General features: G+C 60.6%; 10 protein-coding genes and 1 tRNA gene. 3 read left to right on the forward strand and 8 right to left on the reverse strand.

All coding sequences use genetic code 11. From position 1 onward, the window contains the following. Nucleotides 1–42 precede the first annotated feature (42 nt). The gene (locus tag JIN84_RS03130) at nucleotides 43–1290 is read right to left on the reverse strand and encodes a hypothetical protein (protein ID WP_200349549.1); all 1248 of its coding nucleotides are present in this window, start codon (nucleotides 1288–1290) and stop codon (nucleotides 43–45) included. Next, nucleotides 1287–3341 (reverse strand): RNA polymerase sigma factor, encoded by a 2055-nt coding sequence (locus tag JIN84_RS03135; RefSeq protein WP_200349550.1) that lies wholly within the window; start codon nucleotides 3339–3341, stop codon nucleotides 1287–1289. Before JIN84_RS03135 ends, JIN84_RS03130 begins: the two co-directional genes overlap by 4 nt. A gap of 26 nt (nucleotides 3342–3367) precedes the next feature. On the opposite strand from JIN84_RS03135, the gene JIN84_RS03140 reads away from it, so the two are divergent. Next, nucleotides 3368–4435 (forward strand): DUF3592 domain-containing protein, encoded by a 1068-nt coding sequence (locus tag JIN84_RS03140; RefSeq protein WP_200349551.1) that lies wholly within the window; start codon nucleotides 3368–3370, stop codon nucleotides 4433–4435. A 147-nt stretch (nucleotides 4436–4582) separates the two neighbouring features. After that, nucleotides 4583–5842, forward strand: coding sequence for a DUF2244 domain-containing protein (locus tag JIN84_RS03145; protein WP_200349552.1), 1260 nt, complete (start codon nucleotides 4583–4585; stop codon nucleotides 5840–5842). Between the two features lie 25 nt (nucleotides 5843–5867). On the opposite strand, the gene argJ is transcribed toward JIN84_RS03145, so the two are convergent. Together argJ and argC are read right to left on the reverse strand one after the other, a co-directional pair. Next, complete coding sequence (gene argJ, locus JIN84_RS03150) at nucleotides 5868–7121, reverse strand: bifunctional glutamate N-acetyltransferase/amino-acid acetyltransferase ArgJ (RefSeq protein ID WP_200349553.1); 1254 nt, start codon at nucleotides 7119–7121, stop codon at nucleotides 5868–5870. Nucleotides 7122–7158: 37 nt separating this feature from the next. After that, nucleotides 7159–8202, reverse strand: a complete 1044-nt coding sequence (argC, locus tag JIN84_RS03155) for an N-acetyl-gamma-glutamyl-phosphate reductase (protein ID WP_200349554.1) — start codon at nucleotides 8200–8202, stop codon at nucleotides 7159–7161. A 76-nt stretch (nucleotides 8203–8278) separates the two neighbouring features. Between argC and JIN84_RS03160 the strand changes: the two genes are divergently transcribed. After that, a tRNA-Pro gene (locus JIN84_RS03160) sits at nucleotides 8279–8355 on the forward strand. Between the two features lie 366 nt (nucleotides 8356–8721). On the opposite strand, the gene JIN84_RS03165 is transcribed toward JIN84_RS03160, so the two are convergent. The 4 genes from JIN84_RS03165 to JIN84_RS03180 all read right to left on the reverse strand — a co-directional run bounded on the left by JIN84_RS03165 (nucleotide 8722) and on the right by JIN84_RS03180 (nucleotide 19435). Then, nucleotides 8722–9138, reverse strand: coding sequence for a hypothetical protein (locus JIN84_RS03165; RefSeq protein ID WP_200349555.1), 417 nt, complete (start codon nucleotides 9136–9138; stop codon nucleotides 8722–8724). A gap of 792 nt (nucleotides 9139–9930) precedes the next feature. Continuing rightward, nucleotides 9931–18237, reverse strand: coding sequence for an RHS repeat-associated core domain-containing protein (locus JIN84_RS03170; protein ID WP_200349556.1), 8307 nt, complete (start codon nucleotides 18235–18237; stop codon nucleotides 9931–9933). A gap of 92 nt (nucleotides 18238–18329) precedes the next feature. Further along, a complete protein-coding gene (locus tag JIN84_RS03175; RefSeq protein WP_200349557.1) occupies nucleotides 18330–19004 on the reverse strand; it encodes a hypothetical protein in 675 nt (224 codons plus the stop codon). 35 nt (nucleotides 19005–19039) lie between these two features. Continuing rightward, nucleotides 19040–19435, reverse strand: a complete 396-nt coding sequence (locus tag JIN84_RS03180) for a hypothetical protein (protein WP_200349558.1) — start codon at nucleotides 19433–19435, stop codon at nucleotides 19040–19042. Between the last annotated feature and the right edge of the window lie 401 nt (nucleotides 19436–19836).

The raw sequence follows: 19836 nt of genomic DNA on the forward strand, positions 1-19836 counted from the left end.
CGCATATCCCGGCGGCTTTCCGGAATGCCGGGCGATTTGCCTTCATTCCACCTGCAACGCCTCGAGATCCTCCCACGCCTCCACCCGTCCGGCGGGCCACCCGGACCGGTCCGCGCGCTGTCCGGGATGGGCCTTTGTCCATGAATCGAAAATTTGTACCAGCGACAACCGCTGCTCTTCCGGCAAGCCATCCATCCAGTCCAAGGTGACGGTGAGGTCATGCGGAGCGATCGCGGAGGCTCTGGCGGTGTTCGCCGCCGGGCGATCTTCCGGAGGCCGTGCGTCGAGCCAACGGATGGCCGCCGACGGATCCGTGTCCGCCCATGTTTGCGCGATGGACCGCATCCGCCCGGACCGCGCGGCTGGAACGATGCCCGCCATCAGGTTTTCCGCGGCATCAGGCTTCTCCCGGGCGGGGAGCGACTTGAAGCGCTCGAGGGCGGCGGCGGCTTTCTCGGTATCACCGATTGCGATGGTCCCCGCATGTCTCGACCGGTTGAAATCGTCCGGATCCAGTTCGGACCACCGGAGGAAAAGATAATACAAATGGATCTCTTTTCCGGTGAGACGGACAGGGTTGCCGATCTTGAAATCACCGAATGCCGAAACGGCCTCACGCACCCGTTCCACGGACGACAGGGCGAGCGCGATTTTCGGATCCTCGGACGACATGCGTCCGTGCTTGATCAGGATTTCATAAGCCAACCGGGGATCTTCGGTCACCAGCCATCGTGAGATATCGGTGTGCAATCCCCTTGAGGCGACCCGCATTTCCATGGTCCCGGCTTCCGGCGCATCATCAGGCGGCGTTCCTTTTGCATCGATCGTCATCGCCCACCGTCCCAAGCCCGTGGGGTTGTGCGCGGCCCATGCCGGGCCGATCTGCCGGAACGCCTCTTCCCACGCTTCCTTCGAGCGGAGCCGGTTCCACGCCCAACGGGCCGCCGCTTCACCATCTTCAGCAGCCCAGCGGATCAAGAGTGTCTTCGCGACGAGCGAGAGCTGTCTGTCACTCTCCGCCACCTGCTGTTCAAGGGTGGCAAGAATGTCGGTGGGGGGGATCTGGAGCAGATCCTTACAAGCGTCCAGCCTGGCTGCGGCGGAGCCTGCTTTTCCAACCGCGGCGAGTGCCTGGTCCAGCCGCTCCCCGCTCCAGCCGGTCGGCGTGGTGACAGGCGGAGCAGGGGCCGGAGCAGCAGGAGCTTCGATCGGTCGGAAATGAATCCAAGCCGCGGCGGTGGCGAGGCACGTCAGGCCGAAAACCGCAAGGTCACGTCGGGAGGGTTTCATGGTGCGGAGTTGGCGATGAGTTGGAATTCCTCCGCGAGGTCCTGGGGCATCTTCCCTTCCGCGAGATATTTGGCCGCCCATTCCGGGTTTCCCGCCCTGTATCTTCTGAAAATGGCGCGGCATGCCTTCCTCCTGAGTTCCGTGTCCGTGATTCTCGATGCCCATTCGATGGCTTCCGGCTGCCGTCCCCTCACCTGTCCGTCAATCCCCTTCTCCATCGCCTGTCTGAGGAAAAAATCATCCAGCTCCAGCTCGTCCCGATGGGAGTCCACCCATGCGAAATAGTCCTCCTTTTTCATTCCCTCCGGCAACGCCCTGCCCATGGCCGTGAGGACCTGCCCGCGGGTGAGGCCCTGGGCCAGGCCGATCGCCATCGAATCCGCCTCCCGTTCGGAACGGTCGCTGACAGGAGTGGATTCATAGGAGGTCATGCCGGAAGAGTCCGTCCTTCGTGCGAGCCTTTTCTTCACGCTGAGCAGACCCAGGGATGCCGCGAACGGATCGGCGGGCTGGAACGACTCCTGGATCGTCCGCACGTCGTCGGCGTGGTGTTCGCCGATGTTTTTCCAAAATTGCCGGACGAGTTCGCTCCGCCAGCGGTCGTCCGGGAATTGTTCGAGGCCGCGGTGGAATCTCCGCCACCGGTCCTGGTTTTTCCCGGAGTAGTTGAACATGGAATGCATGGGCGCCATGCCGACGATGTTGAAAAGCGCGCCCGCCTGATCATCGATGGTCGGCATCCGTCTGGAGAATGCGAACAGTCCGTCGATGTCTCCGTGTGAGAAGAACTCACCCGTGATCCACATGGAGAGGAAGTTCCTGAATTTCCCGTTTCCGTGTTTTTTCGCCAGCACCTCATCTTCCCAGTTCCGTGCCAGCCATGCCTCGGCCGCCTTCCGGTCCCGCTCCGCCCAGCGGCGGTAGAGTTCTCCGACGAGATAATGGCTGTCTTGTCCCGACGTCTTTGCGTCGATCCTTTCCTTGAGGATGAATGTCATCGCCGTCTCCGGATCCCGATCCCACCAGAGCGTGAGCAACGGCCGGTAGATCTCCTCCCGCTCGTCCTGGTTGAGCTCCCGGTTTCCCAACAGGACGAACTCCGGGATCTGTGAAACCTGTATTTTCCCGAGCACCACCTGCATCCGCAACTCCGTGAGCACCGTGCCGGGTCCCGACCGGATGCGGCGGATCTCGGCGATGATCTGTTCCAGCGTGAGATGCTCCGGCAGCTTTTCCGCGAAGCGCGAGGAGCGAGGACCACGCGCCGCCACCTGGGGCGCGACGGCTTCCGCGGATGCCTCGTCCGCATTCCCGGAGCGGAAAGCAAGCGTGGAGCCCGCCACCAGGGAAACCGTCGCGACTCCGGCGGCGATCGGTTTCAGGAGGGAAATGCAAACCGTCCATCCACCACCCGCGCCCGCCTGGAATGCGGTTCTGGAGACCTGTGAAATGACCGCCGCCGGGACCGGCGTCGCTCCGAAGCCTTGCATGGCCGTGCCAAGCGAAACACTTCCCACCGGAACGCCCCTGCGTTTCAAATTTTCCGCCAGGCGTTCGAGGGCGCGGGTAACCCGTTTTCTCGCAGCTTCCTCGCTGAGGCCGAGGGTGGTTCCCAGAACCTTGAATTCCTTGTCCTCGAAAAACCGCAGGATCAGCGCGTCGCGGTCTTTTTCAGGGAGGGCGAGCAGCGCGTCGTCGAGTTCCTTGGCAAGAAACCCGTCGGCAGGAGAAGGATGGTTCTGGTTTTCCATGGCGATGGATTCACGTTTTTTCCGCCGGGCTTCGGAGCGGGCATGGTTCGCCGCCCGGCGGCACGCCTGCCGGTAGAGCCAGCCGCCGAGAACCACGGATTCCAACCGATGGGCCTTCCTGGCCAGCAGCGTGAACACCTCCTGTGTCACATCCTGCGCGGCGGCGCGATCCCCTCCGAGCTTGCGCAAGGCCGTGCCATAGACCACGGGAGAGTGCTCGCGGACCAGCACGCGGAAGGCATCTTCCGACCGGTTGCGCGTGTAGTCCCGCAGGAGTTCCTTCGTGTCTTGCGTCATCATCACGAAGAAGACACCACCGGGAGCCGATGGCGGACAAAATTTTTAAGAATGCCGGATTGTTGCAAACCCTCCCCGCCGCTATCACTCCCATCATCCTGATGAGCGAGAGAAGGTTCGTTTCCTCCCGAAAGAAAATTCCCAAGCGCGGCGGCGTGCGTGTGGCAGGCAAGCCGACGGTCTACGCCGGCATTCTGTTCTGCCTGATCTTCGCGGGAGCGGGATTGTCCGGGTTCCTCCCATCCATCGCGCCATGGTTCTGGAAATCGACCCCATGTGAGGTGCTGGAGTTCGAAATCCATGACAACCCGGACGAGGATCCGCCGTTTTCCGCCGAAGCCCGTTATCGTTTCGACTGGAATGGCAAGCCGCATGAATCCGGCCATGTCGGCATCAGGGGCTGGAAGGACGCGCGTGTGCCGCTCGAACTGGCGAGGAAATTCTCCGAAAACCCGAAAACCGTCTGCTATCTGCCGGATGGGTCGTCGGAAAGCGCGGTGCTCCTCCGGCCGGCACCCAAGTGGGGAAGTTTGTTTATCATCGGATTCGGAGCCAGCATGGCCTGGCTCCTCTTCCAAGGAGACCGGACGAGGGACCTGCCGGAAGAGGAGGTGATGAAACGGGTGCTGCCTCCGGTGGCCCTGCTTTTCGGCATTCCCGGGTTGCTTCTTTTTCTGAACCTCTCCCTGCCGGTGTGGATCGAATCCATCGCGGTGCTGGGCTGGAATGAGACGCCTGCGGAAATCGTGTGGAGCGAGCTGAGGGTGACGCACGGCACGAAATCCACGAGCTATCGCGCGGACGTCTGCTACGAGTATGAGGCGGCGGGAAGGACGTGGCGCAACAACCGGGTCCGCGCGGGAGAAACGCCGGAGTCCGGCCGGTCGGCGGCTACGGAGATCTTACGGTTGTTTGCAGTGGGTCGGCGGACCCATTGTCATGTCCACCCGACCCGGCCGGAGAGGGCGGTGTTGCTGACATCGCCGGGCTGGGTGGCGCTTTTCACCTTGTTTCCCCTGCCCTTCCTGGCGATCGGCTTGTGGACCGGATGGGAGGCACTGCGAATGAGGGCTCCTTCGGCACGGGTCGGGGGATGAATTTTCGAAAACGGCCGGGTGGCCAGTACAAACAAGCCGCACGTTCCCACTCGACGCCCGGCCCGCGCCCGGGTGAATCTCGCTTCCATCGGACAAGTCATGTGGAAGCGGTCATTTGAAAAATTCGAATCCACGGGATTCCGGAAAATGTCGGCGAAAGGCCTCGCCGCCTGCCCGGAATGTGGAGCGGCATCCGGCGACCTCTCGGGTCAGGTGGTCCGCTGCCGGTCCTGCGGAACCACGGCCTCCATCGCGGAGTGGACTTCCAGTACGGGCCGGAACGCTGCTGCGGCTGCGTACGCCGCATCCCCCACTCCGCCTCCGGAGTCGAAGATTGCCCGCGACACGGACGCCTCCGGCGGGGTTGCCTGGCAGATTCCCGCGTCCGGAAGCTCGGGCGGGCTGCTGTTCTTCGGCATCGCATGGTCCGCCATCACCGCGGTGGTGAGCGGAGGATTCCTGATCACCATCCTGAGCGGAAACAAGATCGAGGGAGGAGATATCCCCCAATGGTGGCTCATTCCATTTTTCACGGTTTTCTGGCTGGTGGGATTGGGCATGCTCTACGCGGGGTTCCGGAGCAAATACGCCCGCCACCGCATCACCGCGGGAAATGGCCGGCTGACCCTGCGCCGTGAATTGTTCGGCAGGTCTTCCGAGAAATCCCTGCCATTGGAATCCATCCGGTCCATCGAACAGGTGCAGTTCTACCAACAAAACTACGAGCCGGTCTTCGGCATCGAAATCCGTGCGGAAAAGGGCAAGCTCCGCTTCGGCTCCGCCCTCACGGATGCGGAAAAATCCTGGATGGCCGCCGACTTGCGGCGTGTCCTGCTGAAGCAACCGGCAAAGCCGGCGGAATCCACGGACGCCGGCGCGGGGAGGCAGTCATACTTTTCCATTCCGCTCCCGCGCTCGCGTGGCCAGCTCCTTCCGATGGGCATCACACTGCTTTCGATGGGCCCGGTTTTCGCGTTCGTATGGGGAGCCCTTTCAGATGGATTCCACCCCGTGCCACGAAACCCGGAGCATTGGTTCGATCAGATTTTCAACCTGTCGACAGGTGGCTTCCAAACCGCCTTGATCCTGGCCTGCGGTGTGTTCTCCCTGATCGGCCTGGCCATGATCGTCATCGAGTTCCGGTCCCGGGGCATCGAGAAGCGGCTGGAGGGCACGGAGCTGGAAATCTCGTTCCGCAGCTACCGGCACGGGCGTGTGGTGAAGGACCGCACCTTCCCGCGTGCTTCGGTGACCGGCATCCGCGCGTCGGTCAGCGGTTCCTCAAACGCGAAAGTCATGAAACGCGTCGATCTCATCGCCGGTGACACCGTGGAGAAAATCGCCTGGTGGATGGACGGCGGACTCGCGGATCAATTCGTCGCCGAGGTGCGGTCCGCCCTCGGCTGATGTTCCGCGACGCGGCCCCCGCCGCTCACACCAGCCCGTCCTTCCGCGCCTGTTTCCAATACGCGTATTCGGAGCGGTTGAAGTCGATGTATTCGGGCGAGAGGTCGCTGGAATACATCGTGTAATCGGCGGTCCCTTGATTGAGGTTGATGACGATTTCAAACTCCGGATGGGAGACGGCCTCGCGGAGCAGCTCCATCGGCGTGTCCGCCTGGAGACCACCGATGCAGGCGGCTTTTCCACCGATGTGGATGTCCACGAGCTCCTCCCGGATACGGGCGCGGGAATAGCCGACGGCGTGGATGATGCGGCCCCAGTTCGGATCGCCGCCGTTCCAGGACGATTTCACCAGCGCGGATTTGCAGACCGCTTCGGCGACTTTCTTCGCATCGAGGTAGGTCTTCGCGCCCTCCACCTTCACGGTGACGAACTTGGTGACGCGCTCGCCATCACGGACGACGGCTTTCGCGAGCTCGAGCATGAGCCACTGGAGGGCCTGGCGGAAGAGCTTGCAGTTCGTGCTGTTCCGGCGGATGGCGGGCATCTTCGAGGCTCCGTTCGCAAGCACGATGACGGTGTCGTTGGTGGACATGTCACCGTCGATGGTGATGCGGTTGAAGCTGCCTTCCACGCACTCGAGCACGGTCTTGCGGAGGTTTTCCGCAGGGATGTTCGCATCGGTGGTGATGAAGCACAGCATGGTGGCCATGCTGGGAGAAATCATGCCGGCACCCTTCACACAACCGCCGAGACGGACACGGTGCTCGCCGAGGTCGAAGGAAATGGCGACCTCCTTCGCATGGGTGTCGCTGGTGATGATGGCGGCGGCCACGTTCGAGCCGTTTTTCGGGCCGAGCTGCTCGATGAGATCGTCGTATTTCGGCTCCAGCCGCATCATCGGCAGCGGCAGGCCGATCACACCGGTGGAGGCGACGCCGATTTCGGAGCGGTTGAGCTTGAGCGGTTTCGCCACGGCATCGCACATGGCGTTCGCGTCGCGGATGCCCTGCACGCCGGTGCAGGCGTTCGCGTTCCCGGAATTCGCGATGATGGCGCGGAGATTCCCCTTCCGCAGGTGGGTCTGGGAGACACGGACGGGCGCGGCCTTCACCCGGTTCGTGGTGAAGGTGCCCGCCGAACTGCATGGTTTTTCCGAGTAGATCAGCGCGAGGTCGAGCCGCGTGGCGTCCGGATTCTTGATGCCGCAGCTCACCGCGCTGGTGAGGAAACCCAAGGGCGCGCCGACGCCGCCTTTGATTTTGGTGAAGGGATGATCCATGAGGTGATGGGGAACAGCGGGCGAGACTGGGTCCCTGTTAAAAATTTTGCAACCCATCAGTCGGGCTGAGGCCGAAGATGAGGTTGAAACACTGCACCGCCTGCCCGCCCGCGCCTTTTCCGAGGTTGTCCTCGGCGCTCATGAGAATGACCCGGCCGGTGCGCGGATCATGCTGCCACCCGATGTCGATGAAGTTGGTGCGGGTGACGTTTTTCGTGTCCGCACAACCGCCGCGACCGAGCAACCGGACGAAATCCGCATCCTGGTAGGCCTTTTCCAAAGCCGCGCCGATCGCCTCCGGCGGCACACCGTCCCGCAGCTTCGCGGTGGTGGTCGTGACGATGCCGGAGTTCACCGGGATGAGGTGTGGAATGAAGGAAATGGTGACATTTTCCCCCGCCGCGAAGCCGAGCTCCTGCTCGATCTCGGACAGGTGGCGGTGCTTCGGCACGCCGTATGCCCGCGCGCTTTCATTGCATTCCACATAGAGCAGCGTGAGATCCGCCTTGCGTCCGGCTCCGCTGACGCCGCTCATCGAATTGGCGACGATGGTTGCGGGATCGATGAGATTTTCCCTGAGCAGGGGCAGCAGCGGCATTAGGATGCTCGTCGGGTAGCAACCGGGCGCGGCGATCAGCCGGGCGGCCTGGATTTCCGGGGTGCGGGCTTCCGGCAGACCGTAAACCGCCTCGCCAAGGAGGTCCGGCGCGGGATGCGCGTGGCCGTAGAACTCCTCGTAAACCGCGGCATCCCTCAACCGGAAGTCCGCGCTGAGATCGATGACCTTCAACCCCCGCTCCAGCAACGCCCGCGCGATGTCCGCCGCGACGCCGTGGGGCAGCGCGAGGAAAGCGACCTGCGCTCCCGTCGCCGCGATGGCGTCGGGATCCGGCAGGATGAACTCAAGCCGCGCCCCCGGGGCCTTGGTGAAACGCGGAAACACCTCGTCCAGCGACTTCCCGGCTTCCGCGCGGGATGTGACGGCGACGAGTTCCACCCCCGGGTGGGTGAGGAGCAGGCGGAGCAATTCCATGCCGGTGTAGCCACTGGCTCCGACGATGGCGGTCTTGATGCGATTCATGCGGGAGGCAATCTCATGATTTTCCGTGCTTGCCAATCCGCATTTGGCCTGATTCTTTCGCCGTCCGTTCTTGTGACGGGCTGTAGCGCAGTCTGGTAGCGCACTTGCCTGGGGGGCAAGGGGTCGTGGGTTCGAATCCCGCCAGCCCGACCATTTTTCTTAATGGGTTGATTTTCAATTCAGAATCGACGGATCCACTGCTCAAGATTGGGGAGAGGCGCTTTTCCGTGAAAAGCGGATTCCTCATCGCCCCCGCGTCATGACCGACCGCCTGCTGTCCCGCGAAATGCGGTTGGCATGAGAAATGACATTCCGCGCGACAGAACAATCCCGCCATAACGCCGATTGACCCGCATGATGGCAACCCCATGAACGCAACGCAGAGGCCAGGCATGGGCCTGAATCTATCGAACCTCGAAAAGGTCCGCACCATCGGTGCAAGACGATCGTTCCATTGCGTTGTCCATAGACTTCTCGCGCGCTTCGAATTTCGGTCCACCGCTCCAGGATCAACGACAGTCAATCCCTAGCCCCGTCCAGCGCAACATAGTCATTCAGACTGTGAATTTCTTTGAACCCCTTGAATTTCTCAAGGAACATTGATCTTTTCATCACGTAGCAAGGACCTTTTGTAACAATCACGATTTGGAAATCCTTCCCCTCTTTCAATCCGACGTAAATTTGGACGATCTGGGGAAACCTCACTTGAGCCTCATGGAGACGTCCTTTTTCAATCCGATAATATTGTCTGTCCAGGTCCCATGGGACCGCTGACGGCAAGCTCGGATCTCGAGAGTCCATCAGATTTGCGTCATTTTGATCGATCCAATTCAGCAGCTTCTCCGGTGACCTTTCATTGAGGGAGCTGGCAACATACACCAAGGCGAAAAGCACCGGCAGAATGATCCCAATAATAACATGTCGCCTATTGATCATAAAAGGAGTTGATCCTCATGATGTGAAAATCGCATGTCGGTCGCTCGTGTTCCCGGGTATTCCGACAACCAGAGGGTAGCCGGCGTCATACAACGTCCTCAGGTCGGACGGGAGCCGATCGGGCAGGGCTCGACGCTGCGATCATGTGCGGCGTTCCCCATGGCTGAAAGACGCCGGGTATGCGGACGCCGGTTGGCAAGACAGCTCATGGAGCGGGTGGACCTTGGGTTGAAGCGTCAGGATTGATCAAATGGGAGCCAAGCCACCTTCGCCGCGGACCGTTTCCGAAGAAGCCCGTCCGGCTTTGGCACGAAATCCGGGTGACACGTCTACTGCGGGTGGTTGTCACATTTTGAATAAGTCCTTATCTTTTTCTTAAATTCTTGATAATCAACAAAAGGCGGCACTCCATACCTACTGCAAATGCGCGAGTATTCCCTAGCAGTTACTATGAGCATTTTGTTTCTCACCTTATCCCTCCCCTCGAGTGGCAAACCATGAAAAAACGAAATCCAATTATTTTCATCAAATGCGGGGTCTGATCCTATCAATGCCGTCAGGACAAGCCACGCTCCTTCGCCACCCCGCATCCAACTGGGGCGATCTGACTCCACAGGGTAAAATGAGGGCTCAAAAACGGAGTTTTCATTTCCTCCTTCGTTTAGAGGATTGTTTCGATATAATTCGAAGTTATTCAAAATCAGACGAACCTCGCTTCGCACGACATTATCGCCACCAATCGGATGAACAGACGCACATGAACAAATCAAAAGAGTAAAAATTATTGATATTTTAATCATACATGCTTCCTACAACTTTCACATAACCATACGTAGATCCGCTAGGTTTGACGCGCTCCATATAATTCAAAAATCTTTCAAAAGTTGGAGCTCCTGTCCCGCCCGGATTAGGGACAACAATACATCCTATCCCCCCGGGAGTTCCCAGATGAATCAGGAACTCCGACCGGGAATTCATAAGCCCGGTTCTCGGATTTCTGACCTTAATGAAAAGATCGCTTGGAGTGTCATCCTGTGGATACAGCGCGAATGTTTTATATCCGGCCTTTTTTGCATCGTTGGCGCCTATTCTGTATTCACCGCGGGGCAGGGGCCCCGCCGGCCCGGTACTTCCCAACGCCCTGAAGCCTTCATAGTCAGGGTCATTTGTCATATCCGGATACTCTTCAGTCGAAAGCCGGCCTGTCCTGTAGTCCCCTGCTCCGGAGTTCATTCTGAATACAGCCGCATCGTCATTTTCAGGATTATAGAACGTAAGCATGCGCTCCTTTACATAATATGTCAACCTCGCGCCTATGCGTGGAGCTTCGGCATTCAACAGGTGACTCATTGCCCCAGTGGTCGCTCCATTCGCAAATTTCCCTCCTCCGAGGACTGAAGCCGTCCCTCCAGCAATCGATGCGACTGCGGTTCGGCCTGTGAATTTTAAATTCGCGCCCACTTCGCTCCCGGGATCGGTCAAACCGCTGACGGTCGTCGCGGCCGAGGCGGCGGCGGAAAGAAAGCCATCTTCGAACTTACCTCCCATGGCGACATTGGATGCTCCGCCTATGACGCCATGTCCTGCGATATTCAGCGCATCCAGATTTGCAGTTCCTCCCACCATGTGCATCGCTCCTGTGAGCGCTCCGGAGATACCACCTATCATGGCCCCGCGCAAGACATCTCCCAAATTCCCGCCCGCCAGCGCTGCTCCCAGCCCTCCGGTCACCGCTCCTATCGCCGCTCCAGCGAAAGCGTAGCCTGCCAGAGTAGCCGCGGTACTGGTTGCCGCCACACCCGCTGCCGACGCATACAGCGCGGCCCCGAATCCGCTCAATGTTCCGGCGGAGACGATGGTCAAAACTGCTGCCACCACGATCACCACCACGGTCCTCCAGTTCTCCTTGAGCCAGTTGCCGACGCTCTTGAACGCCTTGCTCAGCCAGCTGAAGCCGCTAGGGTCGGTCATGTTCAGCGGATTGTTCATCACGTAGCTGTAGCGGTTGAAGTTCTGCGAATACTCCGGCACCTGCACGTACGGGTCCGGGCTGAGCATGCGGCCCAGTTCAGGGTCGTAGAGGCGGCCGTTCATGTGGATCAGGCCGCTGTCGTCGAGCTGTTCGTGGCCGGTGTAGCCGCGGTCGTAGTCCCTCGCGCTGGTGCGGAAGGCGCTGCTGTCGCTGGTACGGAAATTGTTGAGGTTTCCGGCGGCGCGCCGCTCGCCCCATGGGTCGAAGGATTGCTCCTCGATGGTCTGGCTGGCGAAGTCGGTGCCGTTCCAGGTGCCGGTGAGGAGGACATCGGTGGATCCGAGGTGGTCCTTCAGGATGGTCGTTAGCTTCGTCTCGACGGGGATGCCCGGCTTGACGGTGCGGGTGTAGACCGCGAAGCCGCCGATGTTGTGCCGGTGCACGGTGCGCGTGATGACCGGTGTCGCACCCGAGCTGGCCTTGCTGCTGTGGATCTCCCGTTCGTAGCTGCCGAGGTAGAGGGTTTCCTCCAACAGGCGGCTGTCGTCCGCTGCGAGGCGTTCCTTGAGCTGGCCCGCACGGTTGCCTCCGGCGTCGAAACTGAACTTGCTCTCGACCTGGCCGCCGGCGGCGTAGATCTGGACACCGTTCAAATCCTGCAAGGCGGGGGCGGACGCGTATTTCAGCTCTTTCAACTGCCCGAAGGAGGTCCACTTGTATTCCCGCCTGCCGTCGTTTTTGACGTAGCCGGCGTCATCGTAAACGTAGTTCCGGGTGAAGCCCTTGATCGTGGCACTGGAGACCGCGTGGGGCCTGGTGCCGGCATAGGTCAGCGTGGCGCCGGGCCTGGATTCCAAATTGCCATTCGCCGCATATCCGTAGATGGCTACGGGGGGCACTCCCGAACCGGAGCTGGTTGTCTTGGTCAGGCGGTTGAGATTGTCGTATTCGAACGTCTCGGACAGCGATTTGAGCACGTCGGTGCGGGTCCACAGGTTTTTATTGTCATACCAGGTGTAGGCCTTCGATTGCAGGTTGGTTCCCGCACGGCTCGCGGTGAGCGTGGCGAGCTGGTCCTTGACCGGATGGTAGGTGGACGTGGTGGCGACGTCCTGGGCGAGGAACTGGGAGGTGGCGCGGCCCCTGGAGTCGTATTCGCCCGCCTTCCACAGGTCCTTGCCAGCCCCCGGCATGCCCGGGCCGATGGTGAGCTTGGTGGGGAAGGACCAGGTGGAATCGTAGGTGTGCACGATGGTGAGGCCTCCGGCGTCCGTCTCGCTGGAGACGCGGCCGAGGGCGTCATAATAGGTGATGGTCGAGGACGTTTCCGGAAGCGTCTGCCCGGGGGCGACCTGGGTCTTGGTGGCGACGCCGGGGCGGCCGAGCGAATCGTAAGCGACGGTTTCCTGATAGTGGTCCGGTCCGGTCGTTTTCCACGGCTTGCCCTTGCCCGCGCCGAGCGCCTGGTCATAGAAGGTGTAATAGTCCCCTTCCCCATCCGGTTTCTGCACCCGTTCGACGCGGCCGAGCACGTCGTAGAAGTAGTTCGTGACCTTGCCGTTCGCATTGGTGGAACTGGTGACCTCGCCGAAGGCGTTGTAGGCGGAGGAGGAAGTACCGGAGTTGGTTTCCCAGACCTGGTACTTGTTGCCGAAGATATCGAACTGGTTCCGCAGGACCTCGGTGCCGCCCAGCTCGACGGTGGCGACCCTGCCTTCCTGGTCGTGGATGAACCTCGTCACCAAGCCTGAGGCATCGCAGCTCTGGACCATGCGCCCGTGCTGGTCCTCCCAGCGCTGGAGGTAGCGGCCGTCGGAGGTTTTCGATAGGGAATAGCTCAGCGGATTGACGAGGTCGGCCACCGTGGAGAATGTCTCCACCTGGTCGGTCGTCAGGTCCGGGTGGGTGGTGCTCAACACGCGACCGACCACGTCATACCTGATTGCGGTGAAGCGCGGAACCTCGCCAGCAGCGAAGGGTTCCGTGATGTACACCTTCCGCCCCAGACTGTCGTAACGGGTGACGGTGTAGATCTTGGAGTAGGAGGAAAGGCCGCCAACGAAACTCCGCAGGATGGTGGTCGCGGTGGCGACCTCCCGGCCATAGGGATCCAGATAGACGATGGCGACGGGGCTGCCGGAGGTCTGCGTGGCGCGGTAATACCGGATGCCGACAGGGTTGATCTCGCCGGGGGCGTTGAGGTAGGACAGCACCGTGGAGGGGAGGGGCGTCGGGTCCTTTTCGGGATCGTTGTTATAATAACCGGTGGACTCTCCGGTCTTGGTCCCGTCCGGATGCCGGGTCAGGACCCGGGTGCCATACAGGTCGTACTCGAAACGCGTGGTCAGGCCGTTGATGTCGGTGGTGGAGCGCAGCAGCGCGCTCTGCTGGTCATACCGGTATCTGACCGTGTGATTGAGCTGGTTCGACTCGCTGGTTACGAACCGCCTGCGGGAGTCGTATTCCGAGGTGCTGGTGCGGGTGATGCCGGAGCCGGTGACACTGGTGGCAGTGATGTTTCCGGAGGTGTCGTAGGTGTATGTCTTGGTGGAAGCAAGGGGACTGCCCGGCTCGATGGTCTCGGTCTTCAGAAGTCCGTGGGTGGTCTCGTAATAGTCGAAGGCGGAATTCTTCACGAGCGTGGGCCTGCCCCCGCCGGACTTGGTGACGGTGGTGGTCCGGAGACGGCCCAGGTACCAGCGGCCGGAGGTGGTGAGGTTGTCGTAGGCGCTCTGTGTCACCACCTGCGTGCCGTCCAGCGACGCCACGGTGGATTTGTTCACGAACCCGTAGGGATCGAAGTCCCCCACCGCTTGCGTGGTGGTGGTTTGGGAAACCTTCGTCCCGGCGAGATCATACAAGGTTTTCACCGACTTGGTCTGCACCGGACGGCGGACGGTGCCGCCGACACCGGACGAGGACGGCATCTGGGAATATTCCGCCGTTTCCTCGGAAAGCAACCTCTTGCCGGTCGGGACGGTGCCGATCGCCGGTACAGTCGGGGCCATGTCCCCGGCTCCTACGAGTGCCCATGTTTGGGTCCATATGGGAGAACCGCCGAACGGGAAGGACCTGTGGGTTTCCGTGCGGGTGATCTGGCTGTTCAAGCCGTCCTTGGCCTCGATCCAGCCGAATCCAAGCGAGCTTTCGTTGTAACGGTCGTAACGCAGGTCGCCATAGCGCTGGTATCTCACGCGTCTGCCATTCCTGCCGTCCGGCTCGGAATACGAGGAAACGACGAGGCGCGAGTCGATCACTCGGGACTGTCCGGCGGGCAGCGCTGAGTCGCCCTTTTCATAGACGCGGTGGTTGTCGAATCCGGCGATCGGCGTAGGGTCGTTCAACCGCTTGTAATCCACCTTCAATTCCGAGGTGAGACCATCCGTGACGGAGATCAGGACCTCCGGGCGGCAGTTGTTGTACCAGACCTGCGGCGTGCCGCCCAGCAGTCCGGTGATGAGGTCCGGGAAACCGTCGCCATTGACGTCCTGGAGCCTGCAATGGCGCTTGCGGTCCTTGCGCTCGCTTTCGGAAGTGTAGATGCGTGGGACGGAAGAGGGCACGCCCCAGGTTTCCTTCGCTTTCCAACCATCGCCCGTGTTCAGGAAGGCGAGGTTGTCGCTGCCACTGGTTTCCGGATTGTTCTCGTCCGAATAAAGCACGTCCACCAGCCCGTCGCCGTTGAGGTCCGCCATCTCGAAGCCGTGGGGAATGCGCCAGTTGCTGTTGTCCATGTCGCTCTCGAAATGGAGCGGGTAAGGGAACCGGTAGCTGCTCAACTGCGCGTATGCGTCGCCGCCCGGATCCGTTTCCGAGTCCCACGCGCGTGTTCCCCGGTTCATCCATGCCCGGGCGTCGAACCCATCCTTGTTCTCGCACGAACGCAACATGTCGGTCAGGCCGTCGCCGTTGAGATCCACCAGCAGCGCGTCGGAAGGATTGTCGTTCGAGAGGACGAGGCCGGTAGGGAGATCCTTGAGGTGGGAGGTGGTCGCCGCGGTCCAGAAGTAGGAACCGCTGCTCATCAGGAAATGATTGCGCCTCACCAGGGTTCCGCTCTCGTACCGCGACTGCGCGATCTCGGGGATCCCGTCGCCGTCGAGATCGAGAATCCTCCGTCCCACATCCTTGCCATCCTCCATCAGCGGCACCGGAAGGTAGCGTTTGTTGTCGCGGGTCCACCCGGGTCCCGCCTTGCCGTTGTTGATGAACGCGAAGCTTTCTCCGAGGTCATCATTGGAATCCGGATCAAGCAACTGGGTGCCGGTGGCCAGGTCGTAGAGGCGGCCCCTGTCCGTCGTGTGCACGACCAGGTCCTGATAACCGTCGGAATTCAGGTCCACCCACTGGAAATGCTCGTCCCGTTTCGATCCGCCGTCGGGGGCGGACGAGGAGGTGTTGTCCATGTAGAACGGGAGCTTCCATCCGGTCTTTTCAATCCATGCGGTGCCGTCGAAGGAATAGAACGTGTATTCGTTTTTCAGGTAGCTCTCGTCCGAACTTGTCTTGAGATTCACCGAGCCCATGAGATCGAGATCTCCATCGCCGTCGATGTCCGTGGGTTGCGCCAGCAGGTGGTGCTTTTCATTGTAGTCATAGCCATCTCCATCGTCATGGCGCGTGCCCAGCGGCAGGTATCCCGGCGGACGGTTGCCTTCTCCCACCACGAACCCGTCGCCCGTGTTCCGGTAAACCCTGCCATAGGTCTTGGCTGTCAGGGAATCATCCGGATTCCTCAGATAGTCGACCACCCGCCAGTCCGCCAGATCCGGCAGGCCGTCCGAGTCCAGGTCCAGCGAGGTGACTCCAAGATCCTCACCATCCTCGTTCGTGAAGCGGGGCAGCTGGGTGTCCGTCTCGAACGCGACCGCAGCCACGTTCGCCGGCGTCTGTGAGCCGGAACGGTAGATCTTCACATTCCGGAACGCCACGGAATCCACGCCGTTGTCGACGTCATTGTCCACGCACATCAGCACGAGGTATTTCTTCACGCCGGTGACTCCGTCAGCGCCTGGCGTCAGCGTGATGGTTTTCCAATTCTCGCTGGAATTGTAGGTTCTGGACTGCCCGTTGCCGGGGAAGTTGACGCCGTCCGCCATCTTGACCGTGGAGCCGTCGCCGCCGATCCTGCAGAAGGCGGCAGCATCCGAACTCTGGTAGGTGGCGTCCCCATCAAGCCCGATGAAGGCACCGGTATCCAGCCCGCCGGAACTCACCTCGAAAGTGATGCGGGTGTCAGGGTAGATCGTGGTATCCGGTATCTTGTAGGCCCTCGCCGCGTCTCCGGCAAGCCTGATGGAGGTATTCCCATCATAGGTCGAGACCATGGAATTCACCTCGTCGCTCGCGTCAAGGCCGTCGCTGTAGGTCGGGACACTCGTGGCACCGGGATTCTTCCAGAGCGGATCGGAGTCCTGCAGGCCGTCATAGACGAACCGGGTGGGCTCCACCCATCTGCCGCCGTTCATGAACTTCATCACGTTTGTCAGCATCGACCTGCGGCTCTGATCGGAAACCTCGTATTCCAGAACATAGTCGTGGTTGACGTATCCTCCCGTCTTCACCCTGATCTTCGCCAGCCGCAGGGTCATGCGCGAACCGGAGTAGGCGCTGAACGAACGGCTGATGTCCGGACGGTCCTCGTAAGTGAAATCGATGCTGCAGTAAGGAGCGAGGCCGTTCGCGTTCCCCGTATATTTGATCGTCGACACACGGTGGTCGGTGAAATCGAAATTCGCCGAAAGCGGATCATCGCGCAGGTAGTCCACCGTGTAATAGTTGCCAAGCGTGTCCGACACCTTGTCCACACACCACGCCACCGGTCCGCTTCCCAACGACAGCTTCGAGTTCGTCGTCGCACCCAAGGTGACGATCAGGCCCGCCTTCGTCTCCATTTTCCAGGAGCTTGGCCCGGCCCCGACCGCGGTGATGCGGGCGAACGAATCGATCTCCGTGCGATACACCGATCCCGCGGCACCATAGACGCCCTCCACACAAATCAGGCGCTCGCCGTCGAGGAAGAAACGGTCCTTCGTGCCGCCGTCGCCCTGTACGTCGAAATTCATCGGATCATAAAAGCCGTCCTTCGCCACCGAAGACGGCCCGCGGGTGATCCGTTGGAGGCCGCCGAGGCTCCAGCCCACCCCCATCACGCCGTTGCCCGCGCCGCTCGAATAGCTCAGGCTGAGCTTTGGCTCCATGCCCGCCGTGCCCTTCGGAATATCGATCGGGATCGAATAATTCGCCGAGCCGTCGGCACCGACCGAAAGGGATCCCTTGAGAGCCGTCACCGGCCTGTGGGGAGCCTCCTCCTCAAGGGTGAGCCCGGGAATGGTTCCCAGTCCCGGAGGTGGAGCGCTGGCGTATCCCTCGCTTCCGACACCCAAAGACCTAAGATACAGGTTATAAAACGAATCCGACGTTCCGGGCTTGATCGAATTCCGGTCATAAAGATTGGGATTCGATCCATTTCCCACCTCCCAAAGGTCCGTCATGCCGTCCCCGTCGCTGTCGATGTTGAGCAGGTGCTCGAACCGCAGGGAAAACACCGCCTTGAGCTGGCCGATGGTCGCGATCGCCTTGTTCTTGTCGTCCCCGCTCGCGAGGCTCCATGGCAGGTAATGGTTCTCCGCCCCTGCGGCGGTATCCTTGGTCCCGTTCAACTGCAACTGGCCCAGCTCCGAAGGCGAGGCGCTTTCCTTGTCCAACCACGCGGGGGCCACCTGGTTCAGCCGGGTGTAGAACGGCGTCGCCAGAGCCTTCAACTGCCCCACCAGCAGCACGGAATTCTGCTTGTCCCGCCATTCCTGTGTGATGGGGGACGGGACGGCCAGATCGACGATCCCCGAGAGATCCGCCCGGATCGCGGTGGCGGTCCCCGGCGCGGTCGCTTCCAAAGCCTTCAACGCCTGCGACACCATCCACTTCGCCTGGCCGATGTTGGCGAGGCCGTAGTTGACCGGCGCGCCCATACCTGGATCGACCACCAATGTATCGCTGTCGCTCCACCAGTCCGGCTGCACGACCCGCCATTGGGAAGGCACGGCCGCATAAACCTGGTTGAGGAGGAAAGCGAAGTTCAAAAAGACGGCAAGAGCCTTCTTCGGAAGGGAAACATGATCAGACATAATTCTGCAGGAAAACGAAAAATTAAAAAACGACGGCCCACGACGGGCCTGAGCCGCCTCATTCACACACAAGGGTCTTGGACGGAACCCTGTCAGTTGCCGTAAGCGCCCATGGAGATGTCCCCTTGGGCCTTTGTCACCATGACATCTCCGGCTTTTGTAACGCGGAACGCCGTGGATTGGGTGGTGGAGCTGCCGTTTCCGACCACGAACAAATCACCGGAAACCATGGGTGCGTTCCAAACGCCAACCGCCACGGAATTGTTCTGTGTCGCGCTCAGCCCGCTGCCCAAGGCGCTGCCATAGGCACCCGTGACCGTGTTTGAAACACCAAGGGCGACGCCATAATCGCCGGAAACGTTGTTGAATCCTCCCATGATGTAACCGTGGGCGTTGCTGATGTTGTTGTCGGTTCCGATTATCCCGCTGGATTTGACATCAACCGTTGTTCCCGGCCTCTTGGCAACATTGTTGGTACCAGAAACAAGCGACGCGGTCGCGTCGACGGTATTCGCGGTGCCGCTGATGATGGTTCCCAATCGGTCGGATCGGTCCGGATCGTCGCTCACCAGGTGATTGCTGCCGACGATCACGGAGCCCCGGGACTTTCCGGAACTGCCCGATCCTACCACTATGATCGCGCCGTTGGGACTCGTGAGCGCGGTGGATCCCACGACGATATCCTCGCTGCTTGGCGGACTCCAGGCCACCAGCGCCAATAACAGGGCAACAGCGGAAACGACGGCGAAAGGTTTGTTGATTTTCATAATGATCTGGAAAATGTCTTTGGGCTGAATTGTTTTCACTCTTCGAGGAAATAGCGGCACGAGGCGCGGTGCGCCAGCACCTGCGCGGCCCGGTCATCTTCGAGATCGGGAGTTGCGGCGGCGGCCTCGATGGCTGCCTCGACTTCCTCGACGGTCGCCTTGATGATCCATCCGGAGCGGTAAAGCTCCGCGATTTCCGCCTCACGCTCGGGATCCTCAGTGACGTCCAGCAACGCGGGCATGTGAAGCCGCGTCCGGATCTCCGAGGCAGCCTGCTCCATTTCCGCGACGATTTCGGCGCTTGTTCCGGACACCACTGGTTCATCCTGGGAGGCCTCGGAGGATTCGTTGGAAGATTGCGCCGCCGCGGACCATATGAGAACGGCACTGAGCGGAAAGCAGGCGAGAACGGCTTTGAGGTTGATTTTCATGGCGGTGATTGAGATCGGGGAAAACGATGGTTGGATGGCGGAAGCACAACTTTCGGTCCGATTGGATGAACCCGGGCGACCGCCCGTGCTTGCAAACGCGGGCAGGTCACTGAATCAACGTTTGTGGGGATTCAACATCTTTTTTTGGCGACGTTGCCGCCTTAAAAAAACAGTTCCGATTTGGTCACAACTATTGCGAACATTTGACTAACCATCGATTTCTTGAAGTTTCAAGTTGAGTGGATTGTACCGCCTGAAAGATGACATCCATTCTCAATATCGGAACGGATATGAAAAAAAACTTTTCCGTCAAAAAGGCAGGATGCCGGCGCCCTCATCGTCCGCAACACCCGAGAGTCTCAATGGCCCCGAGCATCGACCTCCGCATTCCAATTCGGAAA

This window comes from Luteolibacter yonseiensis (genome assembly GCF_016595465.1).
GTDB classification, from domain to species: Bacteria; Verrucomicrobiota; Verrucomicrobiia; order Verrucomicrobiales; family Akkermansiaceae; genus Luteolibacter; species Luteolibacter yonseiensis.

What these genes read in the sequence shown, in the direction of transcription:
- JIN84_RS03130 (WP_200349549.1), bottom strand. Translation starts at nt 1,290, where the DNA reads ATGAAACCCTCCCGACGTGACCTTGCGGTTTTCGGCCTGACGTGCCTC.
- JIN84_RS03135 (WP_200349550.1), bottom strand. Translation starts at nt 3,341, where the DNA reads ATGATGACGCAAGACACGAAGGAACTCCTGCGGGACTACACGCGCAAC.
- JIN84_RS03140 (WP_200349551.1), top strand. Translation starts at nt 3,368, where the DNA reads ATGGCGGACAAAATTTTTAAGAATGCCGGATTGTTGCAAACCCTCCCC.
- JIN84_RS03145 (WP_200349552.1), top strand. Translation starts at nt 4,583, where the DNA reads ATGTCGGCGAAAGGCCTCGCCGCCTGCCCGGAATGTGGAGCGGCATCC.
- argJ (WP_200349553.1), bottom strand. Translation starts at nt 7,121, where the DNA reads ATGGATCATCCCTTCACCAAAATCAAAGGCGGCGTCGGCGCGCCCTTG.
- argC (WP_200349554.1), bottom strand. Translation starts at nt 8,202, where the DNA reads ATGAATCGCATCAAGACCGCCATCGTCGGAGCCAGTGGCTACACCGGC.
- JIN84_RS03165 (WP_200349555.1), bottom strand. Translation starts at nt 9,138, where the DNA reads ATGATCAATAGGCGACATGTTATTATTGGGATCATTCTGCCGGTGCTT.
- JIN84_RS03170 (WP_200349556.1), bottom strand. Translation starts at nt 18,237, where the DNA reads ATGTCTGATCATGTTTCCCTTCCGAAGAAGGCTCTTGCCGTCTTTTTG.
- JIN84_RS03175 (WP_200349557.1), bottom strand. Translation starts at nt 19,004, where the DNA reads ATGAAAATCAACAAACCTTTCGCCGTCGTTTCCGCTGTTGCCCTGTTA.
- JIN84_RS03180 (WP_200349558.1), bottom strand. Translation starts at nt 19,435, where the DNA reads ATGAAAATCAACCTCAAAGCCGTTCTCGCCTGCTTTCCGCTCAGTGCC.